Source organism: Salegentibacter holothuriorum, from assembly GCF_900168045.1.
Lineage (GTDB): Bacteria > Bacteroidota > Bacteroidia > Flavobacteriales > Flavobacteriaceae > Salegentibacter > Salegentibacter holothuriorum.
Window position 1 is genome coordinate 61,381 of record NZ_FUYY01000001.1, and the last position, 19,664, is coordinate 81,044.

Annotated in this window: 20 protein-coding genes and 1 tRNA gene; 8 read left to right on the plus strand and 13 right to left on the minus strand. The window is 35.8% G+C overall.

The window, feature by feature from the left end:
- Window positions 1-306 precede the first annotated feature (306 nt).
- The 10 genes from B5X51_RS00285 to B5X51_RS00325 all read right to left on the minus strand — a co-directional run bounded on the left by B5X51_RS00285 (window position 307) and on the right by B5X51_RS00325 (window position 7,580).
- Window positions 307-765 carry a DUF6730 family protein gene (locus B5X51_RS00285; protein WP_079718869.1) on the minus strand — a complete coding sequence of 153 codons (459 nt, stop codon included), beginning with the start codon at window positions 763-765 and terminating at the stop codon, window positions 307-309.
- Window positions 766-776: 11 nt separating this feature from the next.
- Window positions 777-1,649: a relaxase/mobilization nuclease domain-containing protein gene (locus B5X51_RS00290; RefSeq protein ID WP_079718870.1), complete on the minus strand. Its 873-nt coding sequence runs from the start codon at window positions 1,647-1,649 to the stop codon at window positions 777-779.
- The gene (gene mbpA, locus B5X51_RS00295; RefSeq protein ID WP_079718871.1) at window positions 1,646-1,942 is read right to left on the minus strand and encodes a mobilization protein MbpA; all 297 of its coding nucleotides are present in this window, start codon (window positions 1,940-1,942) and stop codon (window positions 1,646-1,648) included. Before mbpA ends, B5X51_RS00290 begins: the two co-directional genes overlap by 4 nt.
- Window positions 1,943-2,076: 134 nt before the next feature.
- Entirely contained in the window at window positions 2,077-2,937 is an 861-nt protein-coding gene (locus B5X51_RS00300) for a toprim domain-containing protein (protein ID WP_079718872.1), read from the minus strand.
- A gap of 204 nt (window positions 2,938-3,141) precedes the next feature.
- Window positions 3,142-4,326 carry a VapE domain-containing protein gene (locus B5X51_RS00305; RefSeq protein ID WP_079718873.1) on the minus strand — a complete coding sequence of 395 codons (1,185 nt, stop codon included), beginning with the start codon at window positions 4,324-4,326 and terminating at the stop codon, window positions 3,142-3,144.
- An 11-nt stretch (window positions 4,327-4,337) separates the two neighbouring features.
- A complete protein-coding gene (locus B5X51_RS16040) occupies window positions 4,338-4,460 on the minus strand; it encodes a hypothetical protein (protein WP_262506811.1) in 123 nt (40 codons plus the stop codon).
- Window positions 4,461-4,497: 37 nt separating this feature from the next.
- Window positions 4,498-4,788 (minus strand): helix-turn-helix transcriptional regulator, encoded by a 291-nt coding sequence (locus B5X51_RS00310; RefSeq protein ID WP_079718874.1) that lies wholly within the window; start codon window positions 4,786-4,788, stop codon window positions 4,498-4,500.
- A 123-nt stretch (window positions 4,789-4,911) separates the two neighbouring features.
- Entirely contained in the window at window positions 4,912-5,586 is a 675-nt protein-coding gene (locus B5X51_RS00315) for a hypothetical protein (RefSeq protein WP_079718875.1), read from the minus strand.
- Between the two features lie 400 nt (window positions 5,587-5,986).
- Window positions 5,987-6,063 (minus strand) — tRNA-Pro (locus tag B5X51_RS00320).
- Window positions 6,064-6,317: 254 nt separating this feature from the next.
- Complete coding sequence (locus B5X51_RS00325; protein ID WP_079718876.1) at window positions 6,318-7,580, minus strand: carboxypeptidase-like regulatory domain-containing protein; 1,263 nt, start codon at window positions 7,578-7,580, stop codon at window positions 6,318-6,320.
- Between the two features lie 168 nt (window positions 7,581-7,748).
- Between B5X51_RS00325 and B5X51_RS00330 the strand changes: the two genes are divergently transcribed.
- Window positions 7,749-8,624, plus strand: coding sequence for a cation diffusion facilitator family transporter (locus tag B5X51_RS00330; RefSeq protein WP_079718877.1), 876 nt, complete (start codon window positions 7,749-7,751; stop codon window positions 8,622-8,624).
- A 260-nt stretch (window positions 8,625-8,884) separates the two neighbouring features.
- The gene (locus tag B5X51_RS00335; RefSeq protein WP_079718878.1) at window positions 8,885-9,358 is read left to right on the plus strand and encodes a UpxY family transcription antiterminator; all 474 of its coding nucleotides are present in this window, start codon (window positions 8,885-8,887) and stop codon (window positions 9,356-9,358) included.
- Between the two features lie 37 nt (window positions 9,359-9,395).
- Here B5X51_RS00335 and B5X51_RS00340 read toward each other — a convergent pair whose 3' ends face one another.
- Window positions 9,396-12,422, minus strand: coding sequence for an AAA family ATPase (locus B5X51_RS00340; protein WP_079718879.1), 3,027 nt, complete (start codon window positions 12,420-12,422; stop codon window positions 9,396-9,398).
- Between the two features lie 3 nt (window positions 12,423-12,425).
- Window positions 12,426-13,643: an exonuclease SbcCD subunit D C-terminal domain-containing protein gene (locus tag B5X51_RS00345; protein ID WP_079718880.1), complete on the minus strand. Its 1,218-nt coding sequence runs from the start codon at window positions 13,641-13,643 to the stop codon at window positions 12,426-12,428.
- A gap of 222 nt (window positions 13,644-13,865) precedes the next feature.
- Between B5X51_RS00345 and trhA the strand changes: the two genes are divergently transcribed.
- The 6 genes from trhA (at window position 13,866) to B5X51_RS00375 (ending at window position 17,586) form a co-directional block, all read left to right on the plus strand.
- Window positions 13,866-14,519: a PAQR family membrane homeostasis protein TrhA gene (gene trhA / locus B5X51_RS00350; protein WP_394331557.1), complete on the plus strand. Its 654-nt coding sequence runs from the start codon at window positions 13,866-13,868 to the stop codon at window positions 14,517-14,519.
- Between the two features lie 96 nt (window positions 14,520-14,615).
- A complete protein-coding gene (locus B5X51_RS00355; protein WP_079718882.1) occupies window positions 14,616-15,248 on the plus strand; it encodes a Crp/Fnr family transcriptional regulator in 633 nt (210 codons plus the stop codon).
- Window positions 15,249-15,318: 70 nt separating this feature from the next.
- A complete protein-coding gene (locus B5X51_RS00360; RefSeq protein WP_079718883.1) occupies window positions 15,319-16,107 on the plus strand; it encodes a sulfite exporter TauE/SafE family protein in 789 nt (262 codons plus the stop codon).
- Window positions 16,108-16,144: 37 nt separating this feature from the next.
- Window positions 16,145-16,597, plus strand: coding sequence for a methyltransferase family protein (locus tag B5X51_RS00365; RefSeq protein WP_079718884.1), 453 nt, complete (start codon window positions 16,145-16,147; stop codon window positions 16,595-16,597).
- A gap of 81 nt (window positions 16,598-16,678) precedes the next feature.
- A complete protein-coding gene (locus B5X51_RS00370; RefSeq protein WP_079718885.1) occupies window positions 16,679-16,969 on the plus strand; it encodes a hypothetical protein in 291 nt (96 codons plus the stop codon).
- A 2-nt stretch (window positions 16,970-16,971) separates the two neighbouring features.
- Window positions 16,972-17,586: a class I SAM-dependent methyltransferase gene (locus B5X51_RS00375; RefSeq protein WP_079718886.1), complete on the plus strand. Its 615-nt coding sequence runs from the start codon at window positions 16,972-16,974 to the stop codon at window positions 17,584-17,586.
- A gap of 422 nt (window positions 17,587-18,008) precedes the next feature.
- On the opposite strand, the gene B5X51_RS00380 is transcribed toward B5X51_RS00375, so the two are convergent.
- Complete coding sequence (locus tag B5X51_RS00380; RefSeq protein ID WP_079718887.1) at window positions 18,009-19,664, minus strand: bifunctional metallophosphatase/5'-nucleotidase; 1,656 nt, start codon at window positions 19,662-19,664, stop codon at window positions 18,009-18,011.

The window sequence follows — 19,664 nt, forward strand, 5'->3', positions numbered from 1 at the left end:
TGTATGCCAGCCCCATATCTACCATAACTTTCGCCGGATCCTATGCTGTTTTTATAGTGTATGGGAAATTAAGCGTAAAGTAAAAACAGCATAGGGCGCTACCTACACTCTTATACAAAACCAGTAAATTTAAACCTGTTATCAGGGCCTTTGAACCCATTTACGTGAATATCCATTCATTATCCCCTGATCTAAAAAATTGCTGTAATTTTTTACTAATTTTTTACCTCAAATTTCAAGGGTTTTACTGAGGGTTTCAGGGCATTTGCCAAAATTTTACTAATTTTTTCAAAGGGTCATTTGTCATTACAAACCCTGGTATCCACCCTGTATCCACTCGCAGTATGCCTCCTGGATTTCTGGATATGCTGCAAAATAATCTTCATAATGCTTATTCTGTGATTCCATAATCGTTCTGTAAACTTCAAAGTTTTCTTCTACTTTTTCTTGGGAGGTATACCCAAAATAACCCACTGAACCCAGAGCAATGATTCCTGAGATTCCTAAAAGAATCAGCAGGTAATTGGGTATGATCCTGGCGCGCTTTAATTTCCGATCTATCTCCTTTAGTATTTCATCTGTTTTTTCCTTTTCCAATTCCTGTTTTTGCAGGAATGTGTTCAGGTTCTTTTCCAATGCTGCCGTGCTGATGGGGATGCTCATCTTGACCAGTTGTCCTGAAAGCTTTTGAAGCTCCAGCACTGCCGTTTTGAAATCCTTCATTTCATCGGCCATCAACTCCATAATTTCATCTAGCTTTTTCATCTCTTAAAATTTTAATATCCCATACCTATACCGGTATCTCTTATAATTTTTATTGTTCCTTTTACAAGCTCTTTAGCTATTTTAGTAGATAGATTGCTGCTTAGTTGCACTGTCTTATCCAATACCTGAAAAGTTTTAGGTACTTCATTTATCCTAGTAAAACTCCGGTTTTGTGAGATCTGGGGAATTAACCTATTCCCGCTCATCGAACGGTCCACTTCACTGGCTTTTAGATTTACTCCTTTGTATTCCACCCGAAACCCCTGTAGTTGATTGGCTTTATTGATGGTGGGAATCACTTCTACCTTTTGAGCTTTCATTTTACTGATATATTCATCCAGCGATTTTGGTCTGGTTTGAAGCACCCGATCATTTATATTTTTAATTTGTTGTCTCAGATGTTTCAATTCGTGTAATTTTTCATTCTGTACTTCCCGAACCCTGGTCAGCCCTAATTCTTTGGCAACATTATCGGCAGCTATCTGGCTTCTTTTTCCAATAAAGCTGTCGTTATAGGCTTTACCATCGAAACCAATTCTGTTGGTATAGATATGAACGTGGGTATGCGCTTTATCCCGATGCACAAATCCAATAGATTGATTGTTTTGCAGGTTCATCTCTTTTAAAAATTTTTTAGCGAGTTCTTCCAGTTCCTTTTTGCTTAGATCCTTGCCGTCCTCAATTGTTGGGCTAACTATAAAACTTAAGGTGTTATTGGTACACCGTAGGTTTTGCGACTGGATTATCCTAAACTCTTCGGCTATTTCCGCGGGAGTATCTCCGGCCACGTGTTCTCTTAAAACGACTTCAGCTTCTTTTTCCTGGTTCCAGCCATAGGATATGGAAACCCTGGTGCCTGAAACGCTATGTCCTTTACCAATCATTTTTTAAAGTTTTTTAAATGTGTCCTGATTTCTTTCGCCAGGTCTTCCACAGTTTTGGCCAGCTTTGGATCCCGCTTTCTAAACATATTCCCAATGCGGGTAAAATTGTTCTTGTACTTTACCAGCATCTGGTAAATCTCCAGTTGTTCCGGGGTGATCCGTTCTACAATATTTTTATCAAAGGCTGTAGCTCTTATATATTCCGAAAGGGAAATTCCTGCCCTGGCCGCCCTTCTTTGGAGTAGCTTCTTCTCGTAGATCGAGCATCGTACCTGGATGTATTCCCTTTTCATTTTTTTCTTTTTAAAACCTTTGCAACCATCGGGCGCAAAGCAAGATTGTCATTACAATGACACATCTTGCTTTTCCCTTTCAACTGAATTCTCCGATAGGCATTTACCATTTACCTACGCATCATTATTTAAAGTCAGGGATTTTTTACAGCTTTCAATTTTTCATTTAGATCTATATAGTCACAGTAGGAATTGCTGCAATCAGTCACATTCTGAAACTGATTTAAAAGTGAGCCAGCTGCTTTTTTACCTGCCGGATCATTATCCAGATAAAGCAGTACCTTTTCATATTTAGGGATGAGCATTTTAATCCTTTGCAAAAAAGCCAGGGAGTTTAAAATGATGCAATCTGAATTTTGCACCAAATCTTCATCAATAGTAGCCAGGGAAAGAAAATCAAACATCCCCTCCGTGATGATTAACTGCTTAGATTGTCTTTCAAAAAATGAAAAGGTTTTTGGTCTACTGGAAGTTTTAAAGTATTTGTTTCTAAGTTCCCAGCCTCTTTTATAATTTTCAAGGCCAAGTGCAAAAAACCGTTTTCCTTTACAGCGATACCAAACCTGTCTACAGTATTTTCTACCAATCTCATAAGGTATATTCCGTGAGTTCAGATAATCAATTAATGCTTTAAGATGAATAATTTGAACATCCAGGATACTAATTTCCGGTTCCTTAGAAATAGGCTCAATATCCGGCGGGCTAAAAGAAAGAGAGCTCATATCGCCCTTTAAAAATTTCAGGGTTTCCCTTACAGACCAGGATTTCATAAGCATAATTAGATCTATGGTATTCCCTCCTGTTCCCAATCCGAAGTCAAACCATAAGTTTTTAACTAAAGAGACGCTAAAAGAGGCTTGGGTTTCTGACCGCAGGGGACTCAGAAACCAAGCTTCTTTTTCCGATGTTCTGGTGGGAAAGTGCCCTAATTTTGCCAGCGTTTTTACGATGCAAATATTACGGGCACTTTTACACGATAAGTTATTTAAGTCCATTATTTAATTTTTAAGTTACCTATTTACCCAAGCCAGTAAAACCAGGGCTTTTAATTCATTTTTTGCTGTTTTTCGTATCTACCCTATCTACCCTATCTACCCAAAAAGGTAATTGTGGTAGATTATTTTAAATTCTATTTACCCAGTGAAACCCCCTTTGTTAACAGCCCTTTCCAAGGTTTGGGTAATTAGGGTAAATAGATTTTATAAAACTTCTAAAGGAGAGGTCTTAAACCGCTGTTTGACCAGGTAGCCATATCTTCCATTTTGGGTTGATTTTACCCTTTCAAAGTTCAGGGCTCTCATTGCTCTACCCATATTGTAAATATTCAGTCTCGGATTAATACAATTGAGCTGTAACACTATATCTGAAGCCGTTTTAAAGTCGGCGGGGTCTAAGCTCTTGACATAGTATTTACAGAGCAGTTCTTCTTCCATACTGGCTTCTCGATAAGTTTTGTTCCTTTCTTCATTTGCAATGATATCCTCCAGGGTCAGTTCCGGGTTAAATTGTTCATCCACATAGGCCAGGTAATAAGCCTGAGCCCATACTTTATCTATATCCACTTCCTGGGAATAAGTGAAATCAATTTTACCAACAAGCTCAAAACATAACCAGCGCACAGAACCGGTTTCATCATTAAGAAAGGTTGCCCTGTTGGTAGATCCTATAAAACTGCAGGTCCTTCGCAGGTTTGAGTTTTTACGGTCATAAGGCAGCCTTTCATTGATCATCGTTTTAGAGAAATAAGCTTTAAGCGCATTAATTTCTTTTCTGGCCAGCACAGATAATTCATCTAAATTGATGATGAAATTCCTGGTAAGTTGGATCCTGGCGTCTTTATCCGTAGTCATATCTTCAGCAAAATACTTTGATAAAGCCGGGGGACAGAGAAACCTGCACCAGGTAGACTTTCCTGAATTTTGTTCTGAATGCACTAAAACCAAACATTGCTTATTGAAATAGTTTTCTTCCAGCGCACCCTTAACTGTTCTTACCAGCCATTTCCTAAAATGATAAAGAAATTGCTCAGATTCTTTAGCCGGAAGGTATGAAGCGAGTGTTCTTATATGATCTCCACCCACCCATTTTGGAAGCTTATCAAAGTATTCCGCAATCGGGTTAAATCTGGGAATTAGGTTAGACCGTAAATAGATGTCCAGTTTACCCGGATTAATCTCTATGTTCGATTTCGCTAATTCTATAAGTAGAGAATTCACTTCAAAATCTTCCCAGATAGTTGCCTCCTTAATCCGTATCTGAAATTCGTGAGATATTTCGTTAAACCTGATATCATATTTTTCAGAAACATACTCATCCACAGCGTCGTAGATCGTTTTTTTCTTCTGCTCAGAAACCTGATAGAGTATAAGTTTATTCTTTTCCATAATCTTTCATTTTAGAAACTATTTTTTCTGGTATTATAGACCATCAAAACTTTATTGAAATTCCCGGTAATAGTGGATATCACTACTATTTTATAGTAATTCATACCCAGCAGTAGATAGGATGAATTTTTCATCAACATATTTTTTATGGTTGAGTAAAAAAGCAAGTGATTACTTGCGATTCTTCAATAGGCTCTTGTTAAACTGATCCTCCAGGTAGGCATCGGTTAGGTCCGGTTCCCCGAGGAGCCAGGCATCGATCTTTTCCTTATCGAAAAACTTCTGACGGATGTTTGGGTTGTTCCCCATTGGGATAAGCTTTAAATGGGTAAGCTTATAGATCTTACTTTTGGAGAGACCTGTATATTGGGCTAGGTCTTCCACGTTCATTACTTTTTTGGTGTGGGACAGAAGTACTTTAATATCCTCCAATAAACCCACTACTTGTTCCTGCTCATTCATAACTATATGGTTAAATTAAAAATGAGTAAAAGGCCTTTTACGATTTTGTACAGGACAAACTTAGGAAAGTAAATACCTATAAATCAATAGGATAATTCAAATAAAAAGGGAATTATGCTATAATTATTCTTTATTTAGCATCTGCCGTATGAATTTTCGCTGGTTTCGGGAATTAATTTTTTCCTGGTCGTTTTTCCAGGCGGAAAAACTGGTTTTTAAAGTGTTTTCTTTAAGCGGTTCGTTGTTCATCAAAAAGGAATTTATCAATAGTTGGAAAAAGTCACGTTTCCTTTCTCCGGAGAAATCTTGAATTCCACCAACTAACAATTCATCGAATAAGACAAAGAGAATTCTATGGTTTGCGGAATCCCCACTTTTATTCCCAACGGTAAAATTAATTTTCGCCCTAACCTTTAGGCCTTTAAGTAACCTATAGAATTGCTCTTTAGCATTTTTATCAAGGTTGATGTATTCAAACCTTATCTGGAACTTATTAATGGGTTCCATTTTAAAATTATGCCGATCGGTTTCCAGGTGTTTATCTGATTCATAGAATATGGCTAGCCAAACCAAAACTACCGTCAGTACTATAAGAGGTATTAGAAAATAGAAATAACCATCTATAATGGTTTTGACACCAAAAATTAAACTGAAACTTAAAACGAAAAGGATAAAGAAGGAAAGGATAAAAAGAATTAGGTTGGTGACATTTCCCTCTATTTTGTCCTCAATGAAATCATTTATTCCAGATCTTAATCTAGCCAGTGCTTTTCCAGACTCAAGAATAAATTTTTCCATAGTTACCAACCTTTCAGTCTATTAAATATAGCTAAAAGAAAAATAATAAGGTATTCCAGGAATTGGTCAAATTAATTACAAGAGGAAATTTTTTTAAAATAAGGTCGAATAGGGGAGTCATCAAATTTAATAACAACATAATAATAAAATAATTGAAATTTTGGAAATAGGAATTACAAAGTACAATTCTCCATTATTCGGTTACTCTGATGTATTTCGGAATCTTTTCGAACGTTTTATTTCTTGGGTAAAGCCTGTATTTTTTTAAATAAGTATCAAATTGAAGCTTCCAAAAAATTGAAGATTTTGTAATCAAAAATAATCCCTGGAAATTGTTGTACGTATGTTGTACGGATAGAAAATAAAAAGGCTTCCGATCTCTCGGAAGCCCCGTATTTACTGGTCGGGATGACAAGATTCGAACTTGCGACCCCACGCCCCCCAGGCGTATACGCTACCAGACTGCGCCACATCCCGATTCAAAAATCAATTTTAGTTTTCAAAAGCCGACATTTTAAATTTTCGGTTTTTATCTTATAGACTACAATTAAATAGTAGCCAAAAGTCAAAATTGAGGTGCAAATTAAAGGGCTTATTTGCTATTATCAAAACGAAAAGCTTCTTTTTTGAGCGCTTAATTATATCCCTTGTTAAGAAGCTGATATTCAGTCTATAATTTTTATATTTTGAATATTATTAAAAAAGCTACTTAATCATAGATCAACTTAGATCTATTGAATGTTTCTCTGAATTTTCTCTATGGCATTTTGTATAGATTTATCGGGCTCTATAATATTATTACTTCCCCAAAATTGTAAATCTGTGAAACCTGAAATATCATCGGCCATAACCACTCTTTTGCTGAGGAAGTTTTCGTTCCTTTTGATACGGTCTTCTGTTTCAGGCCGCCAGTTGGTTACAGCCATTTCAGAATTTACCTGGTATCTTGAATTAAATAATTTTCTTTTCCAATTCACTACAAAAAGAAGCTTTGCATTAGAATATCCAAAATACCATCTTCCGTCTTGCTGATGGTAGTCAATATCATACATAACTTCAATAGGATAAACTTTGGTTCCACCCGGTTTTTTATTTACAAACATATTGGTGGCTGCACGCCTGTTATCTACATTCATATTTAACTTAGCTCTCACAAGACTTTGTGTTTCCGCATCTATAAAGAGAGTGCCAAAAAACCAGGGCATTTCTTTATTCCTATCTTTAAAACTTACTACATAGAGATAACGGTTATCAATTTGTGTGGGCTCTTCAAAATTGAATTCATAATTGTCTAAACTCCGTTCGTAAAAAAGATAATCGGGGTATTTCATCACATCTATAAAAAGTGTATTAAAAGGCCCACCACGTAATTTAAGCGCCAGAGTATCTAAGCGATCATAATCGGCAGTTTTACGAGCTTTAACTAGCTCAATATCTTCTTCTCCATAATCACTGTATGGTTTTTTATGAATTTTCACAACGGCTTCACTTAAAGAAACGTTTCTATTGCCTTTACTGATACTTTCTCTATAGAAAGCAGTCATTTCAGTAGGTCTGTTAATATAGTTATCACCACGATTTTCGAGCATGGTGTACACTAACTTTCTAGCATCACCAGCTTTATAAACTTTTACTTCTGAAAGTTCCTCTACCACGGGATCCAGATAAATTATAGTACCCTTTGATTTAAAATAACTAAGAGGTAAGTTTTTACTCTGGTATCCTAAATAAGAAATATTTACCGTGGCGGGAGCTATTCCTTTTGGTACTTTTAGGGAAAATTTTCCTTCAGAATTTGTAACTGTAGAAATATTGGATTCATTTACCGATAGGTGAGCGTTCATAATTACATCCTCATTATTAGAATTAAGCACTTCACCTTTATATTCTACATAATCCTGAGGTGTATTTTGTGAAATAATTTTCGCATTTAGGGGTGTATAGCTAATAAGCAGACCCATAAAAAGAAAAATTAGGCTTTTAAAATTTTTCATAGCTGTAAAGTTTTGATATTCATTATAATATACGAAAAATTTGAGATAAATAATAGTGAGTTATTTATATTCAGAAATAATTTGAGCTGTTTCCTAAATAGGAATTCGTAAAAGGCAAAAAAATGATTAATTTCGAGAGGAAAAGATCATAGATTTCAGGCATAAATTATGGGGCACGAGCATCATCAGCATTCTTCAGGAAAAAACCTTAAACTTGCGTTTTTCTTAAATCTGGGATTTACCATCCTGGAGTTTATTGGTGGGATCTACGTAAATAGCATCGCTATAATTTCAGATGCAGTACATGATCTTGGAGATAGCCTTTCTTTAGGTACTTCCTGGTATCTTGATCATAAATCCCAACAAAAAAGTGATTCAAAATTTTCCTTTGGTTACAGGAGGTTTTCACTTTTAGGTGCTCTTATTAACAGCCTTGTGCTTATAGCAGGCTCGGTATATGTAATTTATGAAGCAGTGGGAAGATTAATGAATCCCGAGCATTCTGATGCTCAGGGAATGATGATTTTTGCACTAATAGGGGTGTTGGTAAATGGTTTTGCCGCATGGAAATTAAGTAGTGGTAAAACGCTTAATGAAAAAGTGATTTCGTGGCATCTTATGGAAGATGTATTGGGATGGGCGGCCGTGTTGGTGGTTTCCATTATTCTTCAGTTTAAAGATATCCATTACCTGGATCCTGCTTTGTCACTTGCCATTACTTTATATATTCTTTGGAATGTATTTAAAAGACTAAAAGAGACACTTTTTATTTTCTTGCAAGGGACTCCGGCAGATATTAATTTGAAAGAAGTAACCCAGAAAATTGAAAGCATCCAGGGAGTAGCTTCTTCCCACCATGTGCACATTTGGTCTCAGGAAGGTGAACATCACGTGTTTACGGCCCATGTTAAGCTTCAGAATATCAATAAATTTGAAGAGTATATAAAGCTGAAAAGTGCTGTGTTGAATTCTCTTGATACTTATAATTTTGAACATTTTACAGTTCAGTTTGAGTTGGACTCAGAAACCTGTAGTTTAGAATAGAAGTTTTTTCTATAATGTTTAACTTCTCTTTTAAGATTATTGAATTTGTGATTATTTTTTGATAGTTCCTAACAAATTAGCCTTCAGTAGTTCATCGATTACTTGGGGGTTCTTATAAGCCATCGTTATAGTAATTCCTCAGAATCTTTGTATTTTTGAGGTTACTAACTAGCAAATCAACCTAAATTTCTTCAAATCACCCTACATTGAAGAGAGCGTGTTGGAAGTCTGTGTTAAATACAGATAGATAAATCTTAATTATGTCGTGGTACGTTTTATACACCAAACCAAGAACAGAAAAGAGAGTGGCCGAACGTTTGGAACAAATGGGGGTAGAGGTTTACTGTCCTTTAATTACCGAAATTAAACAGTGGAAAGATCGCAAAAAAAAACTGAAAACCCCGCTTTTTAAATCCTATGTCTTTATTAGATTGCAGGAAAATAACCGTAATCAGGTTTTTGATGTTCCTGGGGTTGTTCGCTATTTATTCTGGCTTGGAAAACCCGCAATGGTACGAAACGAAGAAATTATGGTTATCCAGGAATGGTTGGACGGAGATAAAGTGGATGATGCAAAAGTAGAACACCTTAATGAAGGCGATCAAATAAGCATTAAGAACGGAGTCTTTAAAGACCAGGAAGCCATTATTCGTGAAGTTGGTAAAAGGAAAATGAGACTTATTCTCCCAAAATTAGGGTGTACAGTAGAAGTTTTAACTAAAGAGGTGATTTAATTGTTTAAAATAAAGAAATTAATTTTCAACTCACAACTCACAACTTCACCGTCAAACTACTATATCCCTGTCCGTTTCGGGTTAATTGAATTTGGGTAGCAATACGTTCTTTTAAGGAGGCCACGTGACTTATAATACCAATGGTTTTACCAGATTCTGCTTGCAGTTTTTCTAAAGTGTCCAGGGTTTGATCTAAAGTTTCAGGATCTAAAGTCCCAAAACCTTCATCAATAAATAAACTATTAATTTCAACGTTTCTTGAAGCAAGATCAGATAGAGCCAGGGCCAGTGATAAGCTTAATAGGAAAGTCTCGCCACCAGAAAGGGTTTTAACCGATCGTCTTTGTCCGCCCATATCTTCGTCTATAGCAACCAGGCCGTCGTCTTCTTCTTCGTTTGCTTTGTCTATTTTATAACGTTCACTTAGATCTTTTAACCTCACATTTGCCAGGTAGATTAATTGTGAAAGAGTGAGATCTTGCGCAAAATCATTGAATTTTTTTCCCTGCCTATCCCCAATTAGCGTATTTAAAAGACGCCAACGTTTGCTTTGTTTTTCTTTTTCAGCAATTTGATTTTCCAGTTGTTTTAATTTGGACAAGTAATCTTTATTATTTTCTAGTTTTCTTCGCAATTCTTCACAAATTGACTGAAAAAGCTCAAATTCTTGCTGTTTTCGTGATTGTTCCGTAGCTAAATCTACTGTAGTACGTTCGCTTTCATTTGCCTTAAATTCGATTAATTGCTTTTGTAAAGTAGAAATTCCGGTGGTGACATTACTTTTTTCTCTTAAAATACTGTCTTTTTGGTCTTTTAACTTCAGGAATTTATTACCCGGTAACAAGGCCTTAAATGCTCTTTCAATAGATTCAAAACCTTGTTTTATAATTTCCGGTTGAAGCTTTGCCAGCAGTAGTTCGTATTTTTCTACCTGCTGACTTAATTGCTCTTTTTGCTGTTTTTGGTTTTCTTTTAAGTAATTCTTTTCCTGAATTAAGGCATTCCATTTATCCATGAACTCCCGGCTGTCTTCCACAATATTATTTCCTGAATAACTTGATTGAAGTTGCTTCTGTAATAATTTACCTTGTTGAAGAATATTATCTAATTCTCCCAAAATCGGCAGCCCTGTAGCTATTGCACTTAGTTTTTGTTGTTTAGTTTGAAATGCTTCAAGACTTTCAATTTTTGTATTAATCGTCTTAGTATAACTTTCCCAATCTATCTTTTCTTCAAAATGAAAATCTGGATATTTTTCGCTAAATATTTGCTTATTTTCCGAAACCCGATTTTCAATCTCAATTAATTCCTTTTTCGCTTTTTGCAGTGATTCTTCTATATGCACAAATTTCGACTGCGCCTGGGTGAGTTTTGTACTTTGGTTTTCTATTTCTTTGCTTCTTGCTGAAATTTTCACTTCAAGCTCGTCTTCAAGCTCTGGAAGATGTTCAGAGTAAGGATGCTCTATAGAACCACATAGCGGACAGGCTTCTCCGGTTTTTAGCGATTTTCTAAGCTCTTCTAACTTCGCGGTTTTTAGCTGATTGTCCTTTTTAAGCTGAAGTATTTCTAAATCCTTTTTTAAGGAAACAAGTAGGTCTTTTTCTTTCTCAATAACTTTAGGTAAAGCTTCCAGTTCCGGTTGATATGCCTGAATATCTTTAGTAAGTTTTGAACTATTTGCCTCGAGCTGGAGTTTTTTTTCAGAAAACTGCCTGGCTTCAAGCGCCTTTTCTAAATCGTTTTTTAAACGCGATTTTTCGGAACTTAGTTTTTCTAAATCCACTTCCTTCAAATCAGTTTGGAGTTGTTCCTTCTGCTGAAGTTGCTCAGTTTGAAGTTCTTCCAGTAGTTTCTTTCCGGTTTTTAAATCATTTTCCGGAAAGTTTAGTCTTAATTCTCTTATTTCGGTTTTAAATAACTGTAGCTTACTTTTATAATCACGTCCCAAAGAAGTTTTCTCATCCTGTAGCTTTACTATTTTTTCGGTAAAAAGATTCAGTTTTTCTTTTAAATTTTCCGCACTAACATCTTCCTGCACAAAAGATTTTACCTGATGAATAAACCCGGAGGTATTATCTTTATTCGCTTCAATTTTTTCCGAGGTCTTTCCCAGGTTTTCTTTTAAACTTTGTAATTCCTGCTGAAATCTGTTCCAGGATTGCAATTCTTCTGCAATGGGTTGCAATTTCTCGTGTTGGTTAAGACGTTCACCATATTCAGCTTCAAATGCTTTAAGCTGTTGATTCAGTTTTGATTCTTCCTCCTGTAAACCGCTTATTTCTTTTTCCTGCTTTTTAATGTTTTGCTTTAACTCCAGCTGTTTTTCAATCAGCTTCAGATCATTCTGCAAACTTTCAGTCTGAGTAGTTTTTTCTTTTAAATCTTTATTGAAAGTTTCAAGATCTTCTTTAGAAAGCAAATACGATTCAAAGAGTTTTATTTCGTTTTGCTGGGATTCAATTTCTTTAGTTTCGTTTTTAAAACGTTCAAAAGCTTTAATGCCTAATTGGCGATAAATGCCTGTACCAGTAATTTTTTCCAGTAATTCCCCGCGTTCTTCTTTTTTAGCCGAAAGAAATTTAGCAAAATCGCCCTGTGCCAGTAAAACCGATTTAATAAACTGATCGTAATTTAAACCGATTAATTCTTCATTTTTTCCCGGAACTTCAGATTTTTTAAGATCTAATAACGAGTTATCCTGAAGATTGGCAATCTCCATATTATAATCGTTGAGGTTTCCATTTCGATTCACCTCAATGCTCCAGGAAGAAGTAAAACGACCTGCACCTGTTTCATAAGTAACTTTAGCGAAGGCTTCTTTTTGATTTCTGGTAAGGATGGCTCCTTTTTCCCTAATTTCTTTTTTACTGATTTTACCTAGCCGTGGTACCTGGTTAAAAAGCGCCAGCGAGATCACATCAAGAATGCTACTCTTTCCACTTCCGGTTGGACCGGTGATGGCAAACAGCGTATTCCCCGAAAACGGAGCAGCTTCAAAATCTATAAAATTTTCACCTTTCAAAGAATTAATGTTTTTAAAGGCTATGCTTAGAATCTTCATTGTTTAAGCTTTTTTAGATTGATGCACTTCTTCAAGAATTTCATTAAAAGCGCTCATTAATTCCTTACGAGTTTCTTCATCTTCTTCTTGTTTCTCTACTAATTTTTGAAAAACATCTAAAGGTTGCAGATCTTCCAATTGTTGTTTTTCTTCATAAAGTTCACCACTACCACTAATTTTGTTTTTAAAACTGGCGCGATGTTTTACGATTTCGTAACCTTCAACCTTAAAATTATCGACCAACTGATCCAGTTCATAAATTTTATTAGAGTCAAAATTCTCTTCCTGTAGTTCAATTTCAATTAAAGACGCGAGTCCTTCCCGATCTTGCAGCTCTTTTAATTTCTGCTGAAGTTTTCCCAGATTTCCAGTAATTTTCAATAATGCTCTAAAACCTGGAATTTCTATACTTTTTGGTTCCCAACCGGTCTCGGTATCCAATAGAAGAACACGGTTCTTATTAGTACGCTCACTAAACGAAAGTGGAATAGGAGATCCGCTGTAAAAAGTGGGAGTAGCTGCATTTACTCTTTGTGGTTTATGAATATGCCCAAGTGCGATATAATTATAATAATCTCCAAACTGAAGCGCATTAAAAGCCGCCTGGTTGCCAATTTGAATATCTCGTTCACTTTCTGAGGTTTCTGCACCGGCAGCAAAAAGGTGGCCCATCGCGATTGTTGGAATTTCCGGAAATTCAGTTTTACAAATTTTAGCGGTTTCTAAAAATGTTTGCTGAATTCCTTTTCGTAAAGCTTCCAGCCTGTCTTCATAAGAATTTCCCTGGCTGGCAGTTCTTAAATCGGCATCCCGCAAATAGGGGAGGGCGGCAATAAGAAGTTCGGTTTTGCTTTTATCATTTTTAATAGGAATAATACATTCTGAAAGATCATCGGGCAAACCGCCAATAATATGAATATCTAATTCGCGTAACACTTCCTGTGGGGCATTCAGCATAGTTGGGGAGTCATGATTGCCACCGGTAAGAATAATCTTGCAGTCTAATCGCTTCAGCTTCATTAAAGCTTTAAAATATTGCTGCCTTGCTTCCGAAGAAGGATTAGCCAGGTCAAAAACATCTCCCGACACTAATAAAACTTTTACGTCATTTTTAGTGATACAATTGCAAAGCCAATCTATAAAAAGATCAAAATCTGGTTGTAAACTGTGTTTATGTAGTTTTTTACCAATATGCCAATCGGCGGTATGCAGAATTTTCATAGAAATGGGTTAAGAATTTGTGCCCGTGTTAAAGTTCGAAAATAATAAAAATTGGTCGTTTAAAATATTCCGTTTAAACCTGAATATTTTTAATTTTATAGTTTAAGTAAATTAGCTCGCGTTAGGGCCAGGAGTGATTAAAAGGAAAAATTTTTGAATATCGAGCTATCTCGATGCTTCAAGCCGGAGCATTTAATCTAGATTATCGAGTAAATAACTAAAATCGTGGAAAAAGTTCCTCACCAAAAATACGATCCCCTTGAAGAAAAATTAAACGTAGCTTCTCACGGCTTTGGCCTGGTTTTAAGTATTCTTGGTCTTGTTTTACTAATATTAAGAGCCAATGAATTAGGCGAAACCGTACATCTTGTGAGTTTCAGTATTTTTGGTGCAAGTATGATTTTACTATACGCCGCTTCTACATTTTACCATAGTGCCACTAATAAAAGTCTTCGCTATAAATTAAATATTCTTGATCACGCCTCCATTTATGTACTTATTGCAGGAAGCTATACGCCTTTTGCACTTGTGACTTTAGAAGGATGGATAGGGTGGACCATTTTTGGTGTTGTATGGGGAATTGCACTTACTGGGATTGTACTTAAACTTTTCTTTACGGATAAATACAAAACCCTTTCTACTATTATGTATGTGCTTATGGGCTGGATTATTGTTTTTGCCATTAAGCCTCTGTACGACAATTTAAGTTCTGAAGGTTTATGGTGGTTGTTTGCCGGAGGAATTTCCTATACTATTGGTGCCGTGTTATTTAGTTTTGATAAGGTGAGATTTAACCACGCTATTTTTCACGTTTTTGTACTTTTTGGAACCTTTTGCCACTATCTTTCTATTTATTTTTATGTTTTGCCCGGATAGACTTTCGGTTAAAAACAGCCTTATCTCAATTTAAATACTAATTTTAGCTTCTGAAAAAGCATATTTTCAGAATTAATAAATATCAGGGAATATTATATGTTACAGGAATTAAAAGAGGCCTACGGTTTTATTTTTGAAGATGAACTTATTGAAGAAATTAACAGCGTTGGCAAGCTACAGTTTAAAGCGCAGGGAAAAAAAATTATAGAGATTGGTGAATACGTGAAAATGATGCCTTTACTAATTGAAGGCGCTATTAAGATTATGCGTGAAGATAAAGATGGAGATGAACTCTTATTGTATTTTTTAGAACGTGGTGATACCTGTGCAATGACACTTTCTTGCTGTCTTGGGCAAACTAAAAGTGAAATTAGGGCTGTGGCAGAGCGGGATACAAAATTGATTTTGATTCCTATTGAAAAAATGGAAGAATGGATCTCAAAATATAAATCCTGGCGGGATTTTGTTTTTGCGAGCTATCAGGCTCGTCTTACAGAAATGTTAGATACCATAGATACTATTGCATTTATGAATATGGATCAGCGTTTAATGAAATATCTTGAAGATAAAGCGAAGATCAATCAAAATGAAATAATTGCTGTTACCCATCAACAAATTGCCTACGATTTGCATACTTCCAGGGTGGTGATTTCCAGGTTGCTAAAAAAACTGGAGCTTGACGGAAAGATTAAGCTACAACGAAACAGTATAGAAATAATGGCACTTTAGTCTTCTGTAACCCTTGTTACTGTATAAGCCCCTTATTGCAAGTACTTTTGCGCCAACATAAAAATAAGATATGGAAATACTAGGTTATTTTGGAGCATTAATAATTGGCGTTGTCCTGGGCCTTATTGGAGGTGGCGGCTCTATATTAACAGTTCCGGTGCTGGTCTATTTACTGGCAATTAACCCTGTAACAGCTACAGCTTACTCCCTTTTTGTAGTAGGTGCATCCTCTTTGGTGGGGGCATTTAAAAATATGCAAAAGAAACTGGTAGATTTTAGAACAGCTATTGTGTTTTCTATTCCTGCATTTATAGCTGTCTACGCTACTCGAAAGTATATGGTGCCGGCCATTCCCGAATCTCTTTTTAATATAGGTGACTTTGAAATCACGAAAAACATAGGGATTATGCTGTTTTTCGCGATCATTATGATTCTGGCTTCGGTCTCGATGATTAGGGAAAATGGCAAGAAAAAAGCAGATGCAGTAGAAATAAGTTACAACTACCCATTGATTATAATTGAAGGTATTGTGGTTGGAGTATTAACCGGAATTGTTGGTGCCGGTGGAGGATTTTTAATTATCCCGGCCCTGGTGCTACTGGCTAAGCTCCCAATGAAAAAGGCAGTTGCTACTTCTTTATTAATTATTGCCATTAAATCACTTATTGGGTTTATTGGTGATGTCCAAAATATGGATATCAACTGGGTGTTTTTAGCTATTTTCACAGGACTTTCAGTAATAGGCATGTTTATAGGAATTTACCTTAATAAATTTATAGACGGAAAGAAACTGAAAAAAGGTTTTGGTTGGTTTGTCTTAATAATGGGGATTTATATTATTTGGGCCGAAATATCATAGAATTTTGCGATTTTAGATTGAGATAAAACTGAAATAAATGCACTATAAAAACTACATTTTTGTTGGAATACAACTTGTACTTTTTATTGCTTTTATTTTTGAAATAGATGCTTTAAAATTTAACCGGCTGGAAGTGCTCCAACCGATTTTTTTAGTATTAAGTGGGCTGGGATTCTTATTTATACTTATAGCGCTACTGCAACTAAATACCAATCTATCGCCTTTCCCTAAACCAAAGAATAATGCCACTTTAATTACTTCTGGAGTTTATAAAAATGTTAGGCATCCTATTTATTCAGGAATCCTCTTTGCGCTGTTTTTTCTGGCCTTGTATTTTAATTCGTTTTATAAGCTTGGCATCGTGCTCTTATTAGTTTTACTTTTTTGGTATAAATCAAAATATGAAGAAGAGCAATTGTGTTTAAAGTATCCAAACTATCGTGATTACCGTCAGAACACTGGTAGATTTTTGCCTAAATTTATTAGTTGAAAATTATATTGATACGCTTTTTTTGATATCATTATAATTTGGTAGATAGCTCTTTATTTTGGAACCCTATCCAGTATTTTATTGATTACATTATGGAAGTTCATAAAAAAGAAGTATAGAATTACGAGTAGATATCTGACCGTTTTTCATATTATTTTACTGCTATTTACACCACTTTACGCTCATTTTCCCTATATTATTATTACAGCAGAGAAAGAAGTAAGTTTGTTGGCAAACCTGGCGCCAGATGCTACCATTAGTAATTTGGCAATTATGCTCCTAATTGGTGGTTTTATAATTTTACCCGGACTTTTTCATTTAATGCGTTCTTTTAATATGATTAAAGTACTTGAAAAACCTCAAAAAGATTAATTATGAATGAAGCAGAATCACATTGGCAAAATGTATATACAAAGAAATCTTATCCTGAAACAAGCTGGTTTCAGGAAAAACCTGAGATTTCATTGAGTATTATTAATGAATTGGAATTGCCTTTTACTTCTAAAATTATAGACATTGGTGGGGGAGACTCTAATCTTGTAGATTTTTTAATGGAAGAAGGTTATCGTGATATTTCGGTTTTGGATATCTCTGCAGAGTCTTTGAAAAAAGCTGAAGCCCGGTTAGGTGCAAATGCTGAAAAAGTAACCTGGATAAACGCCGACGTCACCTCTTTTAAACCTACGCAAACCTATCATCTCTGGCACGATAGGGCTGCTTTTCATTTTCTAAACGAAGATCAGCAAATTGAAAATTATGTACGTACGCTAGAAAATTCTGTTATTCCCGGTGGGTTTGTTATTATGGCAACCTTTTCAAAGAATGGCCCTACAAAATGCAGTGGCCGTACTGTGAAACAATATGATAAAGAAGATCTGGAAAATTTACTTGAAGCCAAATTCAACCTTCTAGAAAGTAAAAATATAGATCATAATACACCAACAGGTGCGATTCAAAATTTTACGTTTTGTTGCTTTAGAAAAAAGTAGAAATTTTATGAAAGAGTTTTGGGATGAACAATTCCAACGAAGCCTAAATCTTATTAAAGCTATAATGGCTTAAATTATCTAAATAAACTAGGCTGGAAGAAAAGTCTGGTTTCTTCAAGCTAAATTCGTTTTAGTTTCTAACCCATATCTTTTAATTAGTAGGCTGAAGATCCCCGATAAAAAATCGGGAGCGGTTCTGAAATAAATTCAAATGGACATAAATATTCCCCTCCCTGGGAAGGAGGGGAATGAATTTAGCGGAGCTGAAGAAAGGGGTGGTTAAATACCTGAATATAAAAACGTGAAAATTCTGTAAGCTAAAATCTCCTTGGCTTGCAGCCACCACTCCTCGAAAATAAAGCACGAAGCTTCTACAACCAATTCCGGTTATATACACTTTTTATACATCCTCTTTATTTTATCTAGTGAAATTCATAATTGGTGCCGGGAACTGTTGAGAATGATTTTTCTCCCAAAAACTTGCAGTAAGACCTACCATCCAAACCTGGCGAAACAGGAGATTTTTTTTGCAGGTATTCTTCTACTACCTCGTGAATAGTATAGTCTTTCACTTCTACATCTTTTACGTTTGGCATTCGGCATAAATTATCTATTGGGTCACCGGGGCGTACACAAGCTGAAATAGTATAATATTCATCTTCTTGCATTTTTTCTCCGTTTACGGTAACTGATTGTATACGTTCGCCTTTTTCATTTTGAGAATTGAAGTCTACTTCCATCCCAGAGAATCTTACCAACCAACCGCCGAAGCGTTCGGTAGGGTTTTGGGCAAATGCATTGTGCATTTCATTCTCCAACCAATCTTTTATTTGTTTTCCACTGGCCCTCCCGGTTTTTATTTTTTCGTTTACAGGAAGTAAATTCCATAAATTGGCTCGGGTTATGGGAGCGGGCTTTCCATTTTCAGGTACTATTGGATTTCCAAAGCGAAACCCGTTAGAGATAGAGATATCGACACCGGTTTTCCACCTTGCAGCATCGGTAATCATATTATCCATAGGGTTTTCTGCCGTTAAATAGCGGTAAAGAGGTGTTGTAGTATAACCAACCACAGTTTCCAAATGCTCTTTGTAAGGTGCTTTTGCCTCTTTTACCAGCTTGGCAATTTCAGGGTCGGCCGGATATTTTTTTGGATCAACCTCTATCAACTCATACTCCTCATCTACAATTTCTCCATCCTTAAAATACAGGTTAAGTTTTCCTACAAAAGAACCAAAAGCACCTGGCTCGGTTACTTTGGCATATTTGCCCTCAATGGGTTGCCTAACGCGTTCGTGGGTATCATTCCCAAAAATATAATCTACATCTTTGGCAATTGGATTACTGGCCAATTCTACTTGTTTAAAAATACCAAAATGGGTCACCAGAAACAGGGCATCAACTTTTTTCTCTTTTTTAACTTTTTGAATCAATTCTTTTACACCATCTTCCAATCCGCTAAAGTCAATGCCTTTACTAAAAATAGGGTTTTGCCTTACGGGAACGTCTGGATCGTTTATTCCAATAAAGCCTAGTTTTACACCTTCAATTTCTTTAATCCAATAAGGTGGAAAAAGCTCTTTTTTAACTTTTTCATGGAACATATTTTGAACAATAACAGGAGTTTCAAAGCCCTGTAACACATCCATCATTATCTTTTTACCATAGACCACTTCCCAGTTCCCGGGTACAATAAGGTCGTAATCCATATGCTTAATAATATCCGGGAATATTTTTCCCTCAGAAAGTGCTGCATATCCACTTCCCTGGATAAGATCACCACCATCAAAAATTATTGTATTCGGATTCTCGGCTCGTTCTTTATCGAACAAGGTTTTTATATGGGCGAGACCACCACGTTCTTTAAACACTATTTCTTCATCTTCCCAAAATAATTCTGGATGAGCGTCTAATTGACCGTGAATATCTGCAGTTTGTAAGATGGTGATTTTAGTGGTTTTATCTTTATTGTTTCCCTGACCCTGTTTCTTTGCATCCTGGCAAGAAGCAAATAACCCAATGGCTATAATCCCGGAAAACAAGAGTGAAATTTTCTTTATTCTTTTTTTGAAATTCAT